Source organism: Kyrpidia sp. (genome assembly GCF_023512215.1).
GTDB classification, from domain to species: Bacteria; Bacillota; Bacilli; order Kyrpidiales; family Kyrpidiaceae; genus Kyrpidia; species Kyrpidia spormannii.
Genome location: NZ_JAILZZ010000003.1, coordinates 32,137 through 50,597 on the forward strand (window position 1 = coordinate 32,137; position 18,461 = coordinate 50,597).

Annotated in this window: 14 protein-coding genes; 5 read left to right on the top strand and 9 right to left on the bottom strand. The window is 55.6% G+C overall.

The features are described 5' to 3' along the window. Positions 1-35: 35 nt before the first annotated feature. The 5 genes from alr to K6T64_RS02400 all read right to left on the bottom strand — a co-directional run bounded on the left by alr (position 36) and on the right by K6T64_RS02400 (position 6,139). Positions 36-1,163, bottom strand: a complete 1,128-nt coding sequence (gene alr / locus K6T64_RS02380) for an alanine racemase (protein ID WP_288008399.1) — start codon at positions 1,161-1,163, stop codon at positions 36-38. After that, on the bottom strand, positions 1,160-2,092 hold the full coding sequence (locus K6T64_RS02385; RefSeq protein WP_100668806.1) for a ketopantoate reductase family protein: 933 nt from the start codon (positions 2,090-2,092) through the stop codon (positions 1,160-1,162). The genes alr and K6T64_RS02385 overlap by 4 nt, the downstream gene beginning before the upstream one ends. 242 nt (positions 2,093-2,334) lie before the next feature. Beyond that, a complete protein-coding gene (locus K6T64_RS02390; protein ID WP_288008400.1) occupies positions 2,335-3,708 on the bottom strand; it encodes an LCP family protein in 1,374 nt (457 codons plus the stop codon). 222 nt (positions 3,709-3,930) lie between these two features. Continuing rightward, positions 3,931-5,319, bottom strand: coding sequence for an amino acid permease (locus K6T64_RS02395; RefSeq protein ID WP_288008401.1), 1,389 nt, complete (start codon positions 5,317-5,319; stop codon positions 3,931-3,933). Positions 5,320-5,452: 133 nt separating this feature from the next. Then, positions 5,453-6,139 (bottom strand): EAL domain-containing protein, encoded by a 687-nt coding sequence (locus tag K6T64_RS02400; RefSeq protein WP_288008402.1) that lies wholly within the window; start codon positions 6,137-6,139, stop codon positions 5,453-5,455. A 327-nt stretch (positions 6,140-6,466) separates the two neighbouring features. Here K6T64_RS02400 and K6T64_RS02405 point away from each other — a divergent pair, with 327 nt between their 5' ends. Beyond that, entirely contained in the window at positions 6,467-8,512 is a 2,046-nt protein-coding gene (locus K6T64_RS02405; RefSeq protein ID WP_288008403.1) for a PucR family transcriptional regulator, read from the top strand. Positions 8,513-8,536: 24 nt separating this feature from the next. Here K6T64_RS02405 and K6T64_RS02410 read toward each other — a convergent pair whose 3' ends face one another. From K6T64_RS02410 to K6T64_RS02425, 4 genes are read right to left on the bottom strand one after another with little or no spacing between them, the layout of a single operon-like run. Next, positions 8,537-9,325, bottom strand: a complete 789-nt coding sequence (locus tag K6T64_RS02410) for a carbon-nitrogen hydrolase family protein (RefSeq protein WP_288008404.1) — start codon at positions 9,323-9,325, stop codon at positions 8,537-8,539. A gap of 11 nt (positions 9,326-9,336) precedes the next feature. Next, positions 9,337-10,950, bottom strand: coding sequence for an amidohydrolase (locus tag K6T64_RS02415; RefSeq protein WP_288008405.1), 1,614 nt, complete (start codon positions 10,948-10,950; stop codon positions 9,337-9,339). Further along, on the bottom strand, positions 10,919-11,818 hold the full coding sequence (locus K6T64_RS02420; RefSeq protein ID WP_288008406.1) for a carbon-nitrogen hydrolase: 900 nt from the start codon (positions 11,816-11,818) through the stop codon (positions 10,919-10,921). Before K6T64_RS02420 ends, K6T64_RS02415 begins: the two co-directional genes overlap by 32 nt. Positions 11,819-11,849: 31 nt before the next feature. Continuing rightward, positions 11,850-13,190 (bottom strand): APC family permease, encoded by a 1,341-nt coding sequence (locus K6T64_RS02425; protein WP_288008407.1) that lies wholly within the window; start codon positions 13,188-13,190, stop codon positions 11,850-11,852. Positions 13,191-13,648: 458 nt separating this feature from the next. Between K6T64_RS02425 and K6T64_RS02430 the strand changes: the two genes are divergently transcribed. The 4 genes from K6T64_RS02430 to K6T64_RS02445 all read left to right on the top strand — a co-directional run bounded on the left by K6T64_RS02430 (position 13,649) and on the right by K6T64_RS02445 (position 18,425). Further along, positions 13,649-14,299 carry a class II aldolase/adducin family protein gene (locus tag K6T64_RS02430; protein WP_288008408.1) on the top strand — a complete coding sequence of 217 codons (651 nt, stop codon included), beginning with the start codon at positions 13,649-13,651 and terminating at the stop codon, positions 14,297-14,299. 26 nt (positions 14,300-14,325) lie between these two features. Continuing rightward, positions 14,326-15,732 (top strand): sigma-54 interaction domain-containing protein, encoded by a 1,407-nt coding sequence (locus K6T64_RS02435; RefSeq protein ID WP_288008409.1) that lies wholly within the window; start codon positions 14,326-14,328, stop codon positions 15,730-15,732. A 194-nt stretch (positions 15,733-15,926) separates the two neighbouring features. After that, entirely contained in the window at positions 15,927-17,072 is a 1,146-nt protein-coding gene (locus K6T64_RS02440; protein WP_288008410.1) for a CaiB/BaiF CoA transferase family protein, read from the top strand. Between the two features lie 102 nt (positions 17,073-17,174). After that, positions 17,175-18,425, top strand: coding sequence for an ABC transporter substrate-binding protein (locus K6T64_RS02445; protein WP_170086530.1), 1,251 nt, complete (start codon positions 17,175-17,177; stop codon positions 18,423-18,425). Positions 18,426-18,461 lie beyond the last annotated feature (36 nt).

Sequence of the window (18,461 nt, forward strand, 5' to 3'; positions counted from 1 at the left end):
AGGTGGAGAATCCGCATCCATCGATCCCCTGGCCGTCAAACGTACCGCCGGGGAACCCGTTTTCCGATCCCACAGAGAATCTCGTACGAAATGGTATCGAGCAGACGGGCGTGATCGTCGGCGGTCCAGCTCTCCTCCCCGTCGCGACCGAGAACAGTCACGACATCCCCGGAGCGTGCCTCGGGAATGTTCGTAAGATCGATCATGGTCTGGTCCATGCACACCCGTCCCACAATGGGCGCCCGCCGGCCGTGAACCAGCATGTACCCCGCATTGGACAATCCCCGGCGTAGCCCGTCCCCGTACCCCACCGCCACCGTACCGATGCGCCGGCGGGCCGGAGCGCGGTACGTGCAGCCATAACTGACCGTCGCGCCAGGCTCCACCCATTTGACATACACCAGGCGGGCCATCCAGCGGAGGGCCGGGCGGAGTACAACGGGCGCCTTCCACCCCGGATTGGGCAGGTAGCCGTACAGTCCGATCCCCACCCGGAGGGCGTCGTAGTGGGCTTCGGGCAAGCTGAGAGCCGCCGCCGTATTGGCCGCGTGAATGAGCGGGGGGCGCATGCCGTGGCTCTCCAAGGCTTTGACCCAGTGGTCAAAGCGACGCCACTGGCCCCGGGCATGGGTGAGATCTTCGGCGTCCGCCGCGGCAAAATGGGTAAAGGTGCCCCGAATCTCCACTTCGGGCACCTTGTTGAGCTCGGCCGCCCACTTCAGCGCCTGGTCCGTATCCCGCCAACCGATGCGCCCCATGCCCGTGTCGATTTTGATGTGCACACCGGCCCGTTTGTGCAGTTCCCTGGCCGCCGCTGCCAATGGGGGGATGTGGGCGGGATCGAAAACCGCCACCTCGAGATCCGCCGCCACCAGCTCCCGGGCAGTTCCGGGGTCGATCCACCCGAGGATCAGGATGGGGACGCGAATGCCCGCTTTCCGCAGGGCGAGCCCCTCCTCCAACCGGGCCACCGCCAGGCGCCGGGCGCCGGCCTCCAAGGCCGCTTTGGCCACCGGCACCGCGCCGTGCCCGTAGCCATCCGCCTTCACCACCGCCATGATCTCCGCGTCCCGGGTCAACTGGCGAAAGGATTCAACATTGTGACGGATGGCGGATAGATCCACCTCAGCCCAGGTGAGCGCCCCGTCTTCAAACCCTTTCATGCCCGATCCCCGCCCACCGAACGGCCGGCCACCGCGGCGGTGAGCAGGCCGTACACCACTTCGTGGACCGGCGCGGGCACCCCGTACTCCCGGGCCATCTCCACCAAGGCCCCCTGGAGGTGGTCGATTTCCACCGGCCGCCCGGCCCGAAGATCTTTGGCCATGGAGGCGAGCATCCCCGGTTCGAACCCTTCCGCCCGTCGCATCACCGTTTCCACGGCATCATCGGGCATGGAGATTCCCCGGGCCCGGGCTGTGGTCACCGCCTCCTCCACCAGGTGCTGAAACACCGCCCGGGACGACCCGTGGCCCAGCACCACGCCGATCCCCGCTCCGGTCAGGGCCGTGGTGCCGCTCACCGCCGTGATAAAGGCGTATTTGTCCCATAGGGCGACCTCGATGGCCGAACTGGGGTGAGACCCGATTCCCGCCCTGCGAAACGCCTCGTCCAGGGCTTCGATGCGCGGAGTGATCACTCCGCTCCACTCCCCGAAGGTAATGTCCTGCACCCGGCTGCTGCGGTGGATTACACCGTCGTCGTCCAAGTAGCTTTCCACATGACACAGGCCGCCGATCACCGCATCGTCCCCGTACCGGCGGCGAAGGATGTCCATATGGCGCACGCCGTTGAGCAAGGGCAGTACCGCCGCCCCCCGCTGGACCAAGGGATCCAGGTTGGACCAGACCCCTTCGGCATCGTAGGCTTTGACCGTCAACAACACCACATCGGCATCGACGCCCTCGGCGGACTCCACGGCTTTTACCGGCCCGCTCCAGTGCCCATCGGGACTTTGAATCACCAGCCCCTTATCTTCCAGTTGACGACGCCGCCGGGACCGGACAATGAAAGTGACATCCTGCCCCGCCTGGACCAGCCGCCCGCCAAAATACCCGCCAACCGCTCCGGCCCCGATTACCGCAAAACGCATCTACAGTCCCCCCACGCCATCGGATACGGATCTCTTCGGGACTATTGTACCTCAGAAGGAAACTGGGCGCATGGGGAGAGACGGGAAGGGCAGGTCCAGAAAACGGCACCGGGTCGGAGGAGGGCACCAGTCATTTGGACCGCCCGGTGGTCGCCAAGCCCTCAAAAAAGAAGGCGGCCATTCGCGGTGGTGATGCCGCAAATCGCCGCTGGCTATCATGTGTAGAGCAGAAACGAGAGCCGCTATCCCGCTCGGTGCAACGTCTTGAAGTTCTGAGCAGACGCGGAAGAAGTGGCTGCCCCGGTTCCGCCCTTTGTCCCTGTCCCTGTGTCAACTGACCCACCCTGGTTCGTCGTTCCAGAACCTGGCGAGCCGTTCCCTCCCGTGCCGCCACCTCCGCTCGTCCCACCGCTTCCCGCTTGAGAGCCACCCGCAGGCCCGGGTTGTCCCGATCCGTTACCTTTTTCATTGCCGCTGTTCCCCGACGGCCCACCGTTATCTGTAGACGGCTTGTGATTGGTCGGCGTGGTCGTCCCCTGATCACTCGAATTCCCGGACTCCTGGGCCGGGGCCGAGGGCTCCGGCACGGGTTGAGGAGCCGGGGCCGGTTGGGGGGCAGGAGCCGCCACCGCCTTCGTGGTGGACTTGGCCGGCCCGCCATTCTTGTACAGGTTCCAGTAATAATCCTCCGACGCCGAAGCCGTCAAGGTACTGGCGTCGGCCATGCCCAACATCCGGTGCACCGTCTGCCGGCATGCCGCCACATGAGGAATCAGCACCGCCTGGCCGTCCACATACTCTGGGAGAAGATCCTGGTTTTGGGGGATCTGGGCGGTCTGCACCTGGCTGATGTCCACCCCCCGCATCAAACCGGCCAAACGAATCATGTCCCCAAAGTTCATATTGGTGCGCACATAGGGCTCCATGGCCTGAAGAATAATCGGCAACTTCGCGATGGACGAAGGAGCCTTCAACCGGTTCGCCAACGCCAGCAGGAATTCCCGCTGCCGCTGGGTCCGGCCAAAATCGGACTCCGCATCGTGGCGAAACCGCACATACATCAGGGCGTGGGCGCCGTCCAGATGCTGATACCCGGCCTGGAGGTGGATGTCGTAAACGCCGTCATCCACGTAGTTCATGGATTTCTCGACGTTCAAATCCACGCCGCCCACGGCGTCCACCACTTTTTCAAACCCGACAAAATCGGTCACGACATAGTAATGAATCGGTATCTGCAGAAAATCTTCCACCGTCTTTACGGCCAGCTGAGGTCCACCGAACGCATAACCGGCGTTAATCTTCTCGTATCCATATCCGGGAATCTTGTACCAGGTATCGCGCATGATCGAAAACATCTGCGCCGTTTTGGTCACCGGGTCTACACTGACCAACACCATCGTGTCTGAACGGGGATGCGGGTCGTGGTTGCGATTGTCCACTCCCATCATCAGGATGTTCACACGCTCCGTCCCCGTCCACTGGGGCAAATCCGCGGACTCGCCCTGGATTGCCCCTACAAAATGCCGGATCGACCACACGTAATACCCGCCGGTGCCGAGAACGACGACGAGAAGCACCGCTGCGGCGATCCACAGCCAGCGTCTTCGTTTTGCCAAATTCCGAGCCTCCCCGGGAGGATTTCGCCACTACAGCAAGTCTAGGGGGCCACACGGTCTGCTGTTACCTGCAGCCTTCTTCAAGTTGGTTCTCGTCTATTATTCTCGTCTGGAGGCACCTTGTCAATAGTAGTTGTGTTGCCGGCAACACCGTATGTTGCCGGTGTGCCACCGCAACATCCCCCGAATCAGGCCAAACGCGCCCTACGCCTCCGCGAATCCTCAGGGACGGCCCGGACCTTCCGCGTCCACGCCATGCCCCGCCCGGCGGCGCACAAACTGATACGCAATCACCAAGATCGCAAACCATACCAAAGCCACATAAAAAGCCACCCGAGTATCGGGATCGAACAACAGCAACACCACCACCAGGGCCAGGAAAGCCAGACCAATCCAGTTCGTCACCGGGGTCCCGGGCATGCGGTATTTGACCCCCTGCACCTGGCCGGCCGCGACCCGGCGGCGATAAGCCATATGAGCCACGAGAATCATGCCCCAGGTCCATATCGCCCCTTCAGCCCCCAGGCTCGTCACGTACGTAAACACTTGCTGAGGCACCACATAATTGAGGATCACCCCGACGAGCATCACCGCCGCAGAAGCGGCAATGGCCGCCGCCGGCACCCGCCTGGAACTGAGACCCTGCAGAAACCGGGGCGCTTGGCCGTACTGCGCTAACGAATAGAGCATGCGCCCAGTGCTAAACACTCCGCTGTTGCACGATGACAACGCCGCCGTCAGGACGACGAAGTTGATGAGATCCGCGGCGGCTGGGAAGCCGATCCGCTGAAAAGTAAGCACGAAGGGGCTATTTTGAGCATCGAGCTCATTCCACGGATACAGGCTCATAATGATCAACAGAGCCCCAACGTAGAAAATCAGAATCCGCCAGATGATCTTATTGGTCGCCGCCGGGATCGTTTTCGACGGATCCCGGGCCTCACCGGCGGTCACCCCGATCAACTCCACGCCCACGTAGGCAAACATGACCATCTGCAGGGCGAGGAGTACACCGCTGATCCCCGTCGGGAAAAATCCCCCGTGGCTCCACAGGTTTGAGAATCCCACCGGCACCCCGTGGTTCCACACCCCAAACAGGATGATCAACAAGCCGACCACAATCATCGCGACGATGGTGACCACCTTGATCAGCGCAAACCAAAACTCGAACTCCCCGTAAGCCCCGACGGCAATCAGATTGACGAGAAACATGATCACCAGCGCGATCAATGCCGGCAGCCATTGGGGCACCGCGGGAAACCAATATCGTACATAGACCCCCACCGCGGTAATTTCGGCCATCGCTGTGGTGATCCACATGAACCAATAAGTCCACCCCGTGATAAATCCGGCCCAAGGGCCGACAAATTCCTCGGCGTATGTACTGAACGACCCCGCCACGGGCTTGTACAAGGCCAGTTCGCCCAGTGCCCGCATGATCAGGAAAATGACGAGTCCACCCACCAGGTACGAAATGGTTAAAGCCGGCCCCGCCAAATGAATCGCCCGGGCTGACCCCAGAAACAATCCGACACCGATGGCACCGCCCAAAGCGATCAGTTGCAAATGACGTTCTTTTAGTCCCCGAACTAACTCCGACTCTTCGGGCATCTGTTTTCATCCCCCTTTGAAGCATTCCCCCGCCCTTCTACGGTAGTTTGTACCCGCACGGCCCAAATCTTGTCAACCGGCGCCCTCCGGGCGGTTCGCAAGCTCCTCCGCCCTGAACGAAAGCCTCCGGTTTTCACTGAATGAAAGCCGACGCGGGGGCGGGTCGACTGAACAGATACCCTTGACCCCACTCGACGCCCAAATTCGATACCGCCCCACACATCTCCAGGGTCTCGATGCCCTCCGCCACCAACATGGCACCGACGGTGCTCGACAGCCTGGCCAGACTGCGGATTATCTCCCCGGCCCACGTCCCGTTCACCGCCGCCCGGGTGAACACCATGTCCATCTTTAGCACGTCCGGACGGACGTGCAACAGCCATTCGAGGCTGGCATACCCACTCCCCACGTCGTCCAGGGCCACCTTCGCCCCCGTCCGGTGGATCTGGTCCACTACCCGTTCGAGCTGGACCAGGTCTTTCACCGCCGCTTGCTCGGTGATCTCCACCGTCACCCTGTGCCCCCCCACTTCCCGGAGGTGCTCCACAACCCGCTCGCCATAGTTTGCCAGAGTGCTCGCCCGGACGTTGACAAACACCCGGCCCGGCGGGGCACCCTCCAGCGCTTTTGGAAACAAGGCCACATCCAATTGTTCGGCGATGCCCTGATCTTCGGCCCATTGAAACAACTGCAGGGGAGACGAAAGTCCCAGATCGGCCGGCCCCCGCACCAAGGCTTCATACCCCGCCACTTCTCCCGAGGCCAAATGAACGATGGGCTGATACACATGTTGCGACTGGGCAATGACTTCACGGTTCATGTCGGGCGCACAATCCTTTTCGACAAGATTCCTGCTGGATCCACGAGCGTCTTGATAGATGATTCAGCGAATGTTGGACATTTTCCTGCTCGGGAGGATCAAGAGACAAAAAAATCCGCCCAGCCACCTCCCGGCCGGGCGAATCTTTGCCTCCTCTCATGGCAAGGCGTCCAGGATCGCCTGGGCCACCACCTCGGCGGCATAGGCACCGACGACATCCGCCGACGCCTCCACTTCCCCGGTCGCCAAGGCAAAAATCGTGTAGGCCTTTTTCTGGGATAGACGTCCGGCCTACGGTCTGGTAAGGTCAAAATGGAGGGAGCGCCCATGGCCATCCGCAAGCCTTTTTGCGTCAAAGATGTTCTTCAACGTCCGATTTTTCAGGACGCAAAACTCGTGGCCGGAAGGGACGGGTTGGAGCGTCCGGTGCGCTGGGTGCACGTCCTGGAGGTCACCGACGCCGCGGAGTTGCTCCATGGCGAAGAACTGATTCTCACCACAGGGGTTGGACTCGGCCGGGACGAGTCGCTGACTTTCCAGTATGTGCGGGGATTGATCGACAGAGGAGTCTCCGGATTGTGCATCGAGCTTGGCAAGTATTTTCCGGAAGTGCCCGAAGGCTTGCGCTCTTTAGCCGATGCCAGCCGGTTCCCCATCATCGTTTTCGAGCGACCCGTCCGGTTTATCGATATCACCCAGGACATCCACGCCCATTTGATCAACCGCCACCACGACCAGTTGGTGGAACTCGAACGGATTTCACGCCAATTTTTACAATTGACGCTGCGCCCCCAAGGGTTGCGGCGAATTCTGGAACTCCTGTATCGAGAGACCGGCTGCCCCGTTCGACTGCAAGAGGAGGATGGGGAGGTGTTGGTGTACCCCGAAGACGCCGAAGCGGAGATGGCGGCTTCGGCGAGCGGAACCCCGGAAGGGACCGGCCCGGGACAGGGGGAAGCGCTCGACACCAAAGCTGCGGGGGCCGGGGAAGCCGCCGGGGAATCCCGGGGCCCTCGGGTGTTCTGTCAACCCATCCTGGCCATGGACACCCGGGTCGGGGAGTTAAGCGTCGTTGTACGAGGAAAACCCACGGAGTTTTTGCATCTTGTGCTGGACCGGGCGGCCACCGCCATCGCACAAGAATTGTTGCGCCGCATGTCCCTGGAAGAGCGGCGCCTGCGAACCACGCGCCGGTGGATGGACGATCTGCTCCACCGGGGTGTGGATCATCTGCCCGCAACGGCGGCCAAACACCTGAGGCCGGAGACTGCCCTGGTCGTGACAGCGATCCTTCCTCTCCCCCGGGGAGGCGCGGTAGAGGCTGCGACGGCCCCCAACCCGGGCAGTGCCACACCAGGAACGCAAGCAGAAGAACCCGGGGAGGCGCTGAGGGACTCCCTGGAAGGGTCGCCGGAAGATCGCCTATTACTCCGGGCGGCCCGAATTCTCCCCCGGGTGTTTCAAAATTATGGTTTTACCGCCTGGTTGTCCCCGGTGGGAAACCACTGGGCTGTGATCGCGGCGAACACCCGGGCTACGGCGGACTCGGGGGGCACAAAAGGTACGCGGAATGGTGGACGTCCCCGGGGGGCGGTGGTTTCGAGTACGGGGACCCTTGTCCCGGAATCATCAGAGCTGACGGGGAGCCGAAGGGCGCACACCCGTCCCGCCCGGGACTCGTTTCCCAGTCCGCCAGCAAGAGACAGCGATCCGGCCAGGAGCTTGGAACCCGAGGTCATGATGAGGGTTCGCGAGGCACTGAGGGAACTTATGCGCCGACTGTCTTCCGGCAATGCCGCAGACGGCCAGGAGTGGGTTGTGGGGATCGGTCGGATCGTGTTCCACCCGGCGAAGGTGTCCGAGGCGTGGCGTCAGGCCACCCATGCCCTGGCCGCCCAGATGCCCACCTCCGGTCGCCCTCTCGGCATCTCCTCGGCGGTACCCGGCCCGCGGCTTTTGGCAGCCAGTGGATCGAAGAGCACCGCAAGCGTAGCCGGTCAAGCGGACAATGAGCAACCCCGAATCTCGTTTTTGTCCTACGACGACCTGTACACCTGGCAAGTATTCCTTCAAATGGACGAACGCGCCTTGGCCGAGTTCGTAGACGGCCAAATTGGTTCCTTGCTTGCCCACGACCGTTTACACGGAACGGAGCTTGTCGAAACGGCCCGGATGTTTTTCGCGTGCAATCAGTCTAAGCAACAGACCGCCCAAGCCCTGTTCATTCACCGGCAAACCCTTTATTATAGGTTGGAACAGATTTCGGCACTTCTGGGAGACGGTTGGAACCAGCCGCCCAGGCGCCTCGCCTTGGAGGTGGCCATCGATGCCGCCCGGTTCCTCGCCGCCCGCAGCCCCGGGCGGGGCGAATAAACACGTTCTCTACTCCTTGAGAGGCTATAAGGTTCTTTCAATCAACGGCAGGTACGCATCTGGTCTGCGTTGTGATAGGTATTGTACCTCTTGGGGTATGTCACTACAGATAGCAAGATCAATATCCCCGATTAACAGCCCGTTTGCATCGGCGGGTTCAATAACCCACTTTCCGTCCGGTCCGGCCAGGGCACTTCCTCCACAAAAGGTCACTTGCCCTTCTTTCCCTACACGGTTTGCCACAGCAACGAAGACCCCGTTTTCCATCGCCCTTACTCGAGTATATAAAGTCTGATATTCTTGCCACGGGATCATGTTCGCCGTTGGGACAATGATCAACTGGGCGCCGCGAAGAGCTAGGATTCGGGCGGCTTCAGGAAACTCTATGTCGTAACAGATTAGGAGTCCCATACGACCCCAAGGTGTGTCAAAGACAGAAAAAGAATGACCAGGTGTAAACATAGTAACCTCAGCCCCAAAGAGGTGAACCTTCCTATACTGCCCGATGATTCCTTTCGGAGAGATTATGGCAGCTGTGTTATACAGTTGGCCGTCACCCGCCCGTTCTGGATACCCCAGAACTAACCAAAGCTTGTAAGTACCTGCCATGTCCTGTAGAGATTCAAGATAAAGTTCGTGACGGTAAGTAGCTCGAAATTCTGCCGAGATGGAGTATCCCGTTACAAACATTTCCGGGAATATCACGAGGTCAGTCCGCGCCTTTGCAGCTTCCGATACGTAGTTTTCGATTAGAACGAGATTTGTCTCAGGATCGTTTAAGATCGGAGCCTCTTGAACCAAAGCCACTTTCATGTTACGTTCCCCTACCCTTCATAAACGATTCTCCCATTCATCATGGTAAGAATTACACGCGTATCGCGAATTTCAGTTGGATCTATGTCAAAGAGGTTGCGATCCAGGACTACAAGGTCAGCCCTTTTTCCTGGCTCCAGGGTCCCCAAGTCGTTCTCGCGAAACGCCGCGAATGCCGATCCCGCAGTATAGTCGGTCAAAACCTCATTCACAGAAAGCTTTTGCTCTGGATTCCAGCCCCCTACAGGCTGACCGTCATCATGCAATCGAGACACCGCACGATAAATTTCTGTGAAAGGATTAATAGTAACTACAGGAAAATCGCTGCCCAATGCTACCCGTGCACCATGCTCCTTGAGTGAACGAATCGCCCACAGATACTGTTCCCGTTCACCCGCATAGCGAACCCTGTAGGGGTTGTCTTCGAAGAACGGGGTAGCTCTCAGATGCTCAGGTTGCATAGAGGCAATAACTTCCAGTTCAGCAAATCTCGGTAGGTCGGCTGGATGAATAACCTCAATGTGCTCAATGGTGTGCCTAGCATCTCTATGACCATTTTTTACCCTTGCTAGTTCAAAGCAATCAAGTGCTAATCGTACGGCCCCATCTCCACATGCGTGAAAACGAACCCGGAACCCCTCTTTATCGGCTGCAACTGTCCATTCTTTCACAATCTCAGGGGGAAACAAAGGGCGACCCGAAATGTCCGGTCGATCTGAATAGGGACTCAGTAAATACGCCGTATAGGTAACGGGAACACCGTCAAGGAATTGTTTGAGACCGGAAAACTGCAAAACATCAGATCGGTATGTCCGTCTAAGATATTGCGGCCACTCAAAATCTCCATCGAGAGCTGACAAAAAATGAATACGAGAGGTCAATTCTCCCGATCGTTCAAGTTCCTCGTACGTTTCTAGGTCTCCCAGGTTGAGACCAGGCAAAGGAAACATATCATGGACAGATGTAACACCTTGCCGTGCGCATTCCTTCAAAAAGCCTTTAATGAGGTTCCGGCGCCTGGATTTTGACAAGCTCAATGCTTCTTTCGCTAGACCCATAGCCGTTTCATACAAAAAGCCCGACGGACTCCCATCAGGTTCCCGTTCAATCCGACCAAAGGGCGGATCAGGAGTTTCTTTGGTAATCCCCACCACTTCTAATCCCTTAGTGTTAAGCCAAGCACCGTGAAATTCGGCGTTGAACAAAAACACTGGACGGTCTGGAATCAGTCGGTCCAAGGTGGAACGATGAGGTAAACGCTTAGAGTTCCAAAAAGTATGGTACCATCCCCAACCGAGAACCCACGGATCGTCAGGTCGCGTATCCGCGAACCGTTTGACCATAAGGGCCGCATCCTCCTCAGACGTGGCCGAGGTTAAATCTACCGTTTCAAGACATAGACTGCCCAATACAACATGCAAATGAAAATCATGAAACCCCGGCATGATCAGTTGGTTCCCGAATCGGAAGACCTTCGTGTTAGGACCGCGAAGGTCTCCAACCTCAGAGTGTGACCCTACAGCTAAGATGCGATCACCCCCGACTGCTACACAGCCGGGCTCGGGACCTGCGGTCATTCCTGTAAACAATGCCTCACTTTCTAGAATCCAATCTGCCTTTCGCATGGACTTTGCCTCCCGCCTGGAAATTCTCAAGTTCTAAGAGTGGCTGGTACGTCTCGACTCGACGATCTCGTAAAAACTGTAAAAGATTGCGTGCAAAACTTATATCCGTAAGATCGACAGTACATAAAAGCAAACCCTCTTGGTCACTTAATGATTCTTTTATCTCACCGAAGGGATCGCTCACAAATGAACCTCCGTAGAAAGTCATTTGATCTTCTTGTCCCACTCGGTTTACAGCCGCCACAAAAACACCATTGTAAATCCCCTGGGCTGAAATAGCCTTTTCCCAGGCTCTTTTAGTAGAAATATGTGGGTGTTCTGGCTCTGACCCAATTGCGGATGGGAAGAATAAAATTTCTGCCCCTCGTAAGGCCAGTATCCGGCTCACCTCCGGGAACCACTCATCCCAACAAATCCCTACGCCAATCACCCCGTATTGAGTGGCGTAAACAGGGTATCCTGTGTTGCCTGGTGAAAAATAATACTTCTCGTAATACTGTGGACTTTCTGGTATGTGGTTTTTTCGAGTGACTCCAAGCATCGTTCCGTCGGCGTCGAACACCGCCGCACTGTTGAAATACATTCCCTTCCCCGCCCGCTCGTAAAAGGGAACGATTAAAACAATCCCGAGTTCCGCCGCTACACGTCCCATACGTTCGAGCAGAGGCCCGTCAGTCGGCTGAGCTAAATTATAGTTTTCCATAGCAACCCGCTGCGGGAAATATTGCAAATGAAACAACTCCTGCAGGCATACAATTTGAGCACCTTTAGTAGCTGCATCCTGAATTGCTGAGATAGTACGTTCTATATTCGCTTCCGGATCTGGTGTGCAATGTAACTGAATCAATCCGATTGTAACGGCACACATGACTTGCCCTCCTCAAGATATGAACTCTTTTTCAATCCATCTCGCTAAAATCAAATTCAGGAGGACGTAGACGAAACATTTTCGTCAACACCGCCAAATAAAGGATGCCACAAATAGCCCACACAGCCCCAAGCAAAATGGCATGTTTGTCTAGACTCGTCCACAACCAGAACGTGACGATGGCACCGATTAACGGCAGGATTAAGTAACTAGGAATGTCCTTAAGAGTTCGCTTTTTTTCTCTCACAAAATAATGCGCAATCACAGATAGGTTTACGAAGGTAAAAGCAACCAGTGCCCCAAAATTGATAAAAGAAACAGCAGTTACGAGATCAAGTACCAAAGCGGTCAAAGAAAATAGCGTCACCAATAAGAGGTTGAACATCGGGGTGCGATAAGTGGGGTGAATATAACCAAAAACCTTTTTCGGCAATACCCCGTCCCTGCCCATGGCATAGAGCAATCTCGCCACGCTCGCCTGGGCGGACAATGCGGAGGCAAAACATCCTACCACATAACCGGCAATAAAAATTGAGGCGAAAAGATTGCCTCCGATAAAACGCGCAATGTCAAACGCAGCAGCATCCGGATTAGTAAACGAGTTATAGTCGGGGTATACGAGTTGAGTAAAGTAAGACACGATAATGAACATTATGCCGCCAATCATTGTTACCAAGAGGATGCCCTTGGGGATAGTTCTTGAAGGTTCAATGGTTTCCTCGGTAAACGTAGAGACTGCATCAAAGCCGAGGAAAGAAAGACACAGGATTGATGCTCCAGCCAGGATCATGGAAAAGGTACCATCAGGATTATTAAAAGGTAGTGTGGACAACAGGGTTCCCGCACCCTGACCCGAAAGCAGCCCTCTGATCGACAGGCCAACAAAAATAATCATGATCAGAACCTGAAACAGGATCAATAAGAGATTCACGTTTTTGGCCAGGCGTAGCCCCAGGATATTGATCACAGTGGCAAGGAGATTGAATAAAATAATCCATATCCAGGCTGGTACCCCCGGAAGTGCTGCAGATAGAAAGATACCAGCCAATAAATAGTTAATCATGGGGAGGAATAAGTAGTCCATGAGAACAGCCCAACCTACCAGGAAACCTAACTGAGGGCTCATTGATTTTTGGGTATACGTATATGCCGAGCCTGAAAACGGATAGGCCCTGACCATTTTCCCATAACTTAACGCGGTAAAAAACATACCAACAAGTGCCACTACGTAAGAAGCAGCGACTTGCCCATGGGTTGTCTGGGCGACCACGCCGTAAGTCGAGAACACCGTCATTGGAACCATATAAGCCAATCCAAAGAGAACCACTGGCCAAAGAGTCAAGCTACGGTGCAAACGAATCTCCGAATTCATATCGCTTCTCCCTTCCCAAAAATGCACAGAGTTCTGCTAGTATGATAAAAACCTAGGCTTGGGAATCTCCTTCGACTTCCTCCTTCCGTGCTACAGATATCTAGGAAAGAATGCAAGAAACGTGCCGGCATGTTACAGACGGTAACCCAGACTTTTGCGCCACCACAGGTTCTACACACAGTGTGTTTTATGCGCATCTGCATAATATATGATTTTGTGGATAAGTCCATGTAAGGTTAACGGAATAACTAAGCGTTGACCCCCTTGCTCAATGAGCGATAATCTGCCATTTTCAGGACTATTACGCTGTACGTGACTTTTACGAGATGCCGGGTTCTTGTTTATGCTCAGGCTGGCAAGTAAGATGAACTGTAAGTTTAGTTAGGACACGACTGAATATCCACTGTGGCGCTCGTTTAAGTGAAAATAGCACCCTCCCCGACTAAGGAGTGAATTCCATGCCCGAGAACATCCAAGAATTTCGAAACGCTTTGCTCGCCGCGGCCCACCGTTTGGCAGCTCGGGGCCTGGTCCCGGGGACAACCGGCAATGTCAGTCTTCGGATTCCGGGAACCGACCGGTTTCTCATCACCCCAACCGGCATCCCCTATGACGGCCTCACCCCTTCGGACATGGTGGAAGTCAACCTGCAAGGCTCCGTCGTGGAAGGAAACCGAAAGCCTTCTAGTGAGACGCCCCTTCACACCCGCATCTACCACAACCACCCTTGGGCCGGAGCCGTAGTGCACACCCATTCGATGTTCGCCACCACTTTCGCCGTATTGAACGAGGCCATCCCCGCCGTCCACTACGTCATTGCAGGGATGGGAACAGATATTCCAGTGGCAAAATACGCCACTTACGGTTCCGAGGATCTGGCCGCAAACGCCGCCGAACTCATCTCGCCCGAGCGGCGGGCGATCCTTCTTCAAAACCACGGCGTCATTACGGTAGGCGGCCATCTGGATGAAGCCCTTCACCACGCCGAAACGGTGGAATATCTGGCGGAGCTTTACTATCGCTCCAGGTCCATCGGCTCACCGAATATCCTGCCAGACGAGGAGATCCGCCGGGTGGCGGAGAAATTTAAAACATATGGACAACGATAAATTCTTCGCAACAAGGGGGAGTGCTTGTGTCAAAATCCTCCCGCCAACCATCTCATCGCCCAGATTCCATCGTGACGACTCACCCTTTAGAATGGCTTCAGGCAATTATTGCCTCGATTAACGATGGGATTCTTGTCATCGATAGCGCCGGAATCGTCAGAATGGTCAACCCTGAATATACGAAAATAACCGGTGTCCGACCAGATGAAATCATTGACAGGCCCTTGCTCGATGTTCGGCCCGGTGCCCAGCTTGTGTCCGTCCTGCAGGACGGACACAGTCGGTCGGGTGTGTTTCGCAGTGAAGGAGGGGTGGAATACGTCGTGGACATGGCTCCGATCGTCATCGATGGCAAGGTGGTCGGTGCCGTGTCGATCAGCAAGGCGATGACAGAGGTACATACCCTATACCAACAATTAAAAAAACACAAGGAGAAAGTGGATATCCTCGAGAAGACTATCGGGTCCATGGCCAAAGCCAGGTATACATTTGAAGATATTATCGGAAAAGAAGGAGGGCTGCGCACCACCGTTACAATGGCGCGCAAAGCCGCAGAAACGGACCTGCCCGTACTCATTACTGGCGAAAGCGGGACTGGCAAGGAACTATTTGCCCAAGCAATCCATAACAAGAGTACCCGCGCCAATGGACCTTTTGTACCTGTCAACTGCTCGGCGATACCAAATGAGCTTTTGGAAAGTGAATTATTCGGTTACGAAGAAGGAGCTTTTACTGCCGCCAAACGGGGCGGTAAAGTCGGACTATTCGAGCTTGCCGATCACGGGACAATCTTTCTCGACGAAATCGGAGATCTTTCCTATCATCTCCAAGCCAAACTGTTGCGCGTCCTTCAAGAAAAAACTGTACGGCGGGTGGGGGGGACCCGGGAACGAACAGTTAATCTCCGCATTATTGCGGCGACCAACAAGAACTTGGATCAACTCATCCGAAAGTCCAGGTTCCGAGAAGATCTGTATTATCGACTCAGTGTAGTCAACCTGTACATTCCGCCCTTGAGAGAGCGAAAAGAAGATCTATTGCCTCTAATATATTTCTTTTTGGGAAATTCGACGGTCGAATCCGGAAAACCTTGTTACTCGATCAGTGAAGAAGCGATCAATGTCTTACAATCCTATGATTGGCCCGGTAATGTCCGAGAACTTAAAAATGCCATCGAATATGCGACCTGTATGGCAAACGACTGGACCATTACCGTCGAAGATTTGCCCGGCACCGTCCCGAGGACACCGAAAATGACCAAAAAGCCATCAAGTACGTTAAAGGCCAAAATCCGGGAACTTGAACTGGAAACAATCAGAGCGACCATAGAGAAATACGGAAACAGTACTGGGGCAAAGAAACGGGCAGCTCAGGAACTGGGAATCTCCTTGGCCACTCTGTACAACAAAATGAATAACTCCCCCAAGTCCTAACCGGATCAAACCCAATATTTCTATCTGTTTAGAAAAACACATGCTTATTTCTAGAAAACTAGAAATCACGACTCAACAGCCGTGCTGCAGAAAAATCAGATTGGTCCAGCTGAAAGGCACAGACTTTGGCTCTTCAAGAAAGGGAATGAATTTTGCATGTGTCAATAATGCCACTCGGAATATGAATCAATGGGGTGAATACCTTGTCGGTTTTAAGGGGAATACGCATTTTGGACTTCACACAGATCCTGTCCGGGCCTTTCGCCACGATGTTACTGGCGGACGCCGGAGCCGAAGTCGTAAAATTGGAAAGACCAGACGGGGACCCGACGCGACACTGGGGCCCGCCCTTTGTCGGAGGAGAAAGTGTTTATTTTGCCGCGTTCAACCGCGGAAAAAAAAGTGTTCAGTTGGATCTTAAACGTCCGGACGATCTTGGGATCGTTCGGCAATTAGCGCTTGCCGCCGATGTGCTTATTGAGAACATTCGGCCAGGCTCCCTAGAAAAATACGGATTGGGTGCCGCCGAGCTGCGCAAGGTTCACCCGGGGCTCATCTACGTCTCTATCCGCGGGTATTCCGAATTTTCCCGCCGGGCGAACGACCCCGGCCTGGAGGTCATGCTGGAGGCGGAATCGGGCCTGATGTCCATTACCGGTCCGGGGGAAGACGGTATGCCCGTGCGCCTTGGAGTTGCGGCAATTGACATGATGACCGGTCTTCTGGCCGTCAGTTGCGTCTACAGTGCGCTTTTGCAAAGAGAGCGTACCGGGGAGGGAGCCTATATCTCCGTCAGCCTGGAAGAAACGGCAGCGCTGCTCATGACTCACCCCTGGCTCATGTATTTGGCGGGAAATGTCGAATACAAAGCAGCTGGCACCGAACACCCGAACATCGCCCCTTATGAAATGTTTTCAACGATGGATCGCCCACTCATCCTGGGAGCTGTGGATGATCAACAATTTCGACGTTTGGCCCACGCCCTGGGCCATCCGGAGTGGCCGCAGAAGAGTGAATGGGCGACCAACGAAGCACGGGTGGCGGACAGAAGGCATTTACACGAGTCGATTGAAAAAGAGTTGGTCACCCGCACAGCCGAACATTGGAAAAATACGTTTACAAGGGCCAACTTGCCGGTGGCCATTGTAGAATCGGTGTCCTCGGCGGCGACAAAATGGGCGATGAGCAAAGTGCCCCGCATTACCGCGAGACACCCGACCATGGGTCTGCTCTCCTGGCCGACCTCACCGTGGAAGAAATACGGTGGGGAAATGACGGGACCACCCGTTTTGGGAAATGCTACGGATGAGGTCCTCAGAACTTGGCTGGAAGGTCGTTGAGGCAACAATGATAGGGGGTGATTATCAAGGAAAGCATCTGTCAAACATCATTGTCGACAGATTTTCTATATGAATACAAAAATACAGATCGGAGGTCATTCGATGATTAAAAAACACCCGCTTCTTTCAACCCTAGCGTTAGTTTCTCTCGTACTCGCCGGTTGCAACACCGCCGCAAATACACCGACCAACAGCGGCAGTTCCGGCGGCAGTGCCGGGGGAGGAGGCGACACCGTCAAGGTGGCGGCCATCACTTCATTTACGACTTCTACTGCGCCCCTCGGAATACCCGGATATAACGCTGAAAAAATGGCAATTGACGAAATTAATGCCAAAGGAGGCTTGCTCGGCAAAAAAATTGAATTGGAGAAATTCGACGATAACGCCAAACCCAATCTTGCTTCACAATATGCTCAAACCGCCATCCTCAACGATCACGTGGTGGCAATCTTTGGACCCGTGTCCAGCGCAAGCGCTGCGGCCATTGAGTCGGTGGCGGCTCAGAACAGGACACTGGTCTTTTTCCACACGAGCAACGACATCAACTTGACCACGAAGGGGTTCACGAAGTACGCCTTCCAAGTTGTTCCGAATACGAACATGGAGGCAACGGCCGTGGCCCTATTCATCAAAGAAAAAGGGTGGAAGAGAATTGCGACCATTTCCCCCAACTATTCCTATGGCCGGGACACCGTCAACCATTTCTTACAGACACTGAAAGACGAAGGCGTTGACTATCAGGTTGTCGCCCAACAGTGGCCGCAACTCGGCACCACCGATTATAACAGCGACATCAGCGCGGTTTTGGCCGCAAAGCCGGACGTCGTTTTCAGCCCCCTTTACGGCGGGGATCTCGCCACCTTTGCAAAACAGGCCATCGGCTTTGGCCTATTTCAAAAAACCGCCTTCGTCAGCCAGATGGGCCCCACTGTACTCCAAACGTTGGGGAACGATGCTCCCGTCGGGGCATGGGGATACGCCCGGGCTCCCTTCTTTGCCATCGACACCCCCGGCGTGAAAGATTTTGTCGATAAATATCATAAACAGTACGGAGATTATCCGAATTCCTACGCCATTTTGGCATACACCGCCGTGCAAACCTGGGCCTACGGCGTTCAGAAAGCCGGAACCTTTGACGCCGACAAAGTGGCGGATGCCATCGCCGGAGCCACTATCGACACGATACGGGGCCCGATCACGATCCGCAAAAGCGATCATCAGGCGGAAGTCGGGGAATGGGTTGGACATATTGCGAAAACGGACAAGTATCCTTTTGCGATCTGGGAGGAGATCAAGTACTTTCCTCCGAGCCAAATCATGAATGCTCCCGCACCCTCGACGTCAGCACAATAGATCGGCATCGGCCAATAAGGACGTGAAGGAGTCGAC

Coding starts and splice junctions, on each gene's coding strand:
- K6T64_RS02420 (WP_288008406.1), bottom strand. CDS start 11,818: ATGTGTGCCGTTACAATCGGATTGATTCAGTTACATTGCACACCAGAT.
- K6T64_RS02400 (WP_288008402.1), bottom strand. CDS start 6,139: ATGAACCGTGAAGTCATTGCCCAGTCGCAACATGTGTATCAGCCCATC.
- K6T64_RS02405 (WP_288008403.1), top strand. CDS start 6,467: ATGGCCATCCGCAAGCCTTTTTGCGTCAAAGATGTTCTTCAACGTCCG.
- K6T64_RS02430 (WP_288008408.1), top strand. CDS start 13,649: ATGCCCGAGAACATCCAAGAATTTCGAAACGCTTTGCTCGCCGCGGCC.
- K6T64_RS02425 (WP_288008407.1), bottom strand. CDS start 13,190: ATGAATTCGGAGATTCGTTTGCACCGTAGCTTGACTCTTTGGCCAGTG.
- K6T64_RS02445 (WP_170086530.1), top strand. CDS start 17,175: ATGATTAAAAAACACCCGCTTCTTTCAACCCTAGCGTTAGTTTCTCTC.
- K6T64_RS02415 (WP_288008405.1), bottom strand. CDS start 10,950: ATGCGAAAGGCAGATTGGATTCTAGAAAGTGAGGCATTGTTTACAGGA.
- alr (WP_288008399.1), bottom strand. CDS start 1,163: ATGAAAGGGTTTGAAGACGGGGCGCTCACCTGGGCTGAGGTGGATCTA.
- K6T64_RS02385 (WP_100668806.1), bottom strand. CDS start 2,092: ATGCGTTTTGCGGTAATCGGGGCCGGAGCGGTTGGCGGGTATTTTGGC.
- K6T64_RS02410 (WP_288008404.1), bottom strand. CDS start 9,325: ATGAAAGTGGCTTTGGTTCAAGAGGCTCCGATCTTAAACGATCCTGAG.
- K6T64_RS02395 (WP_288008401.1), bottom strand. CDS start 5,319: ATGCCCGAAGAGTCGGAGTTAGTTCGGGGACTAAAAGAACGTCATTTG.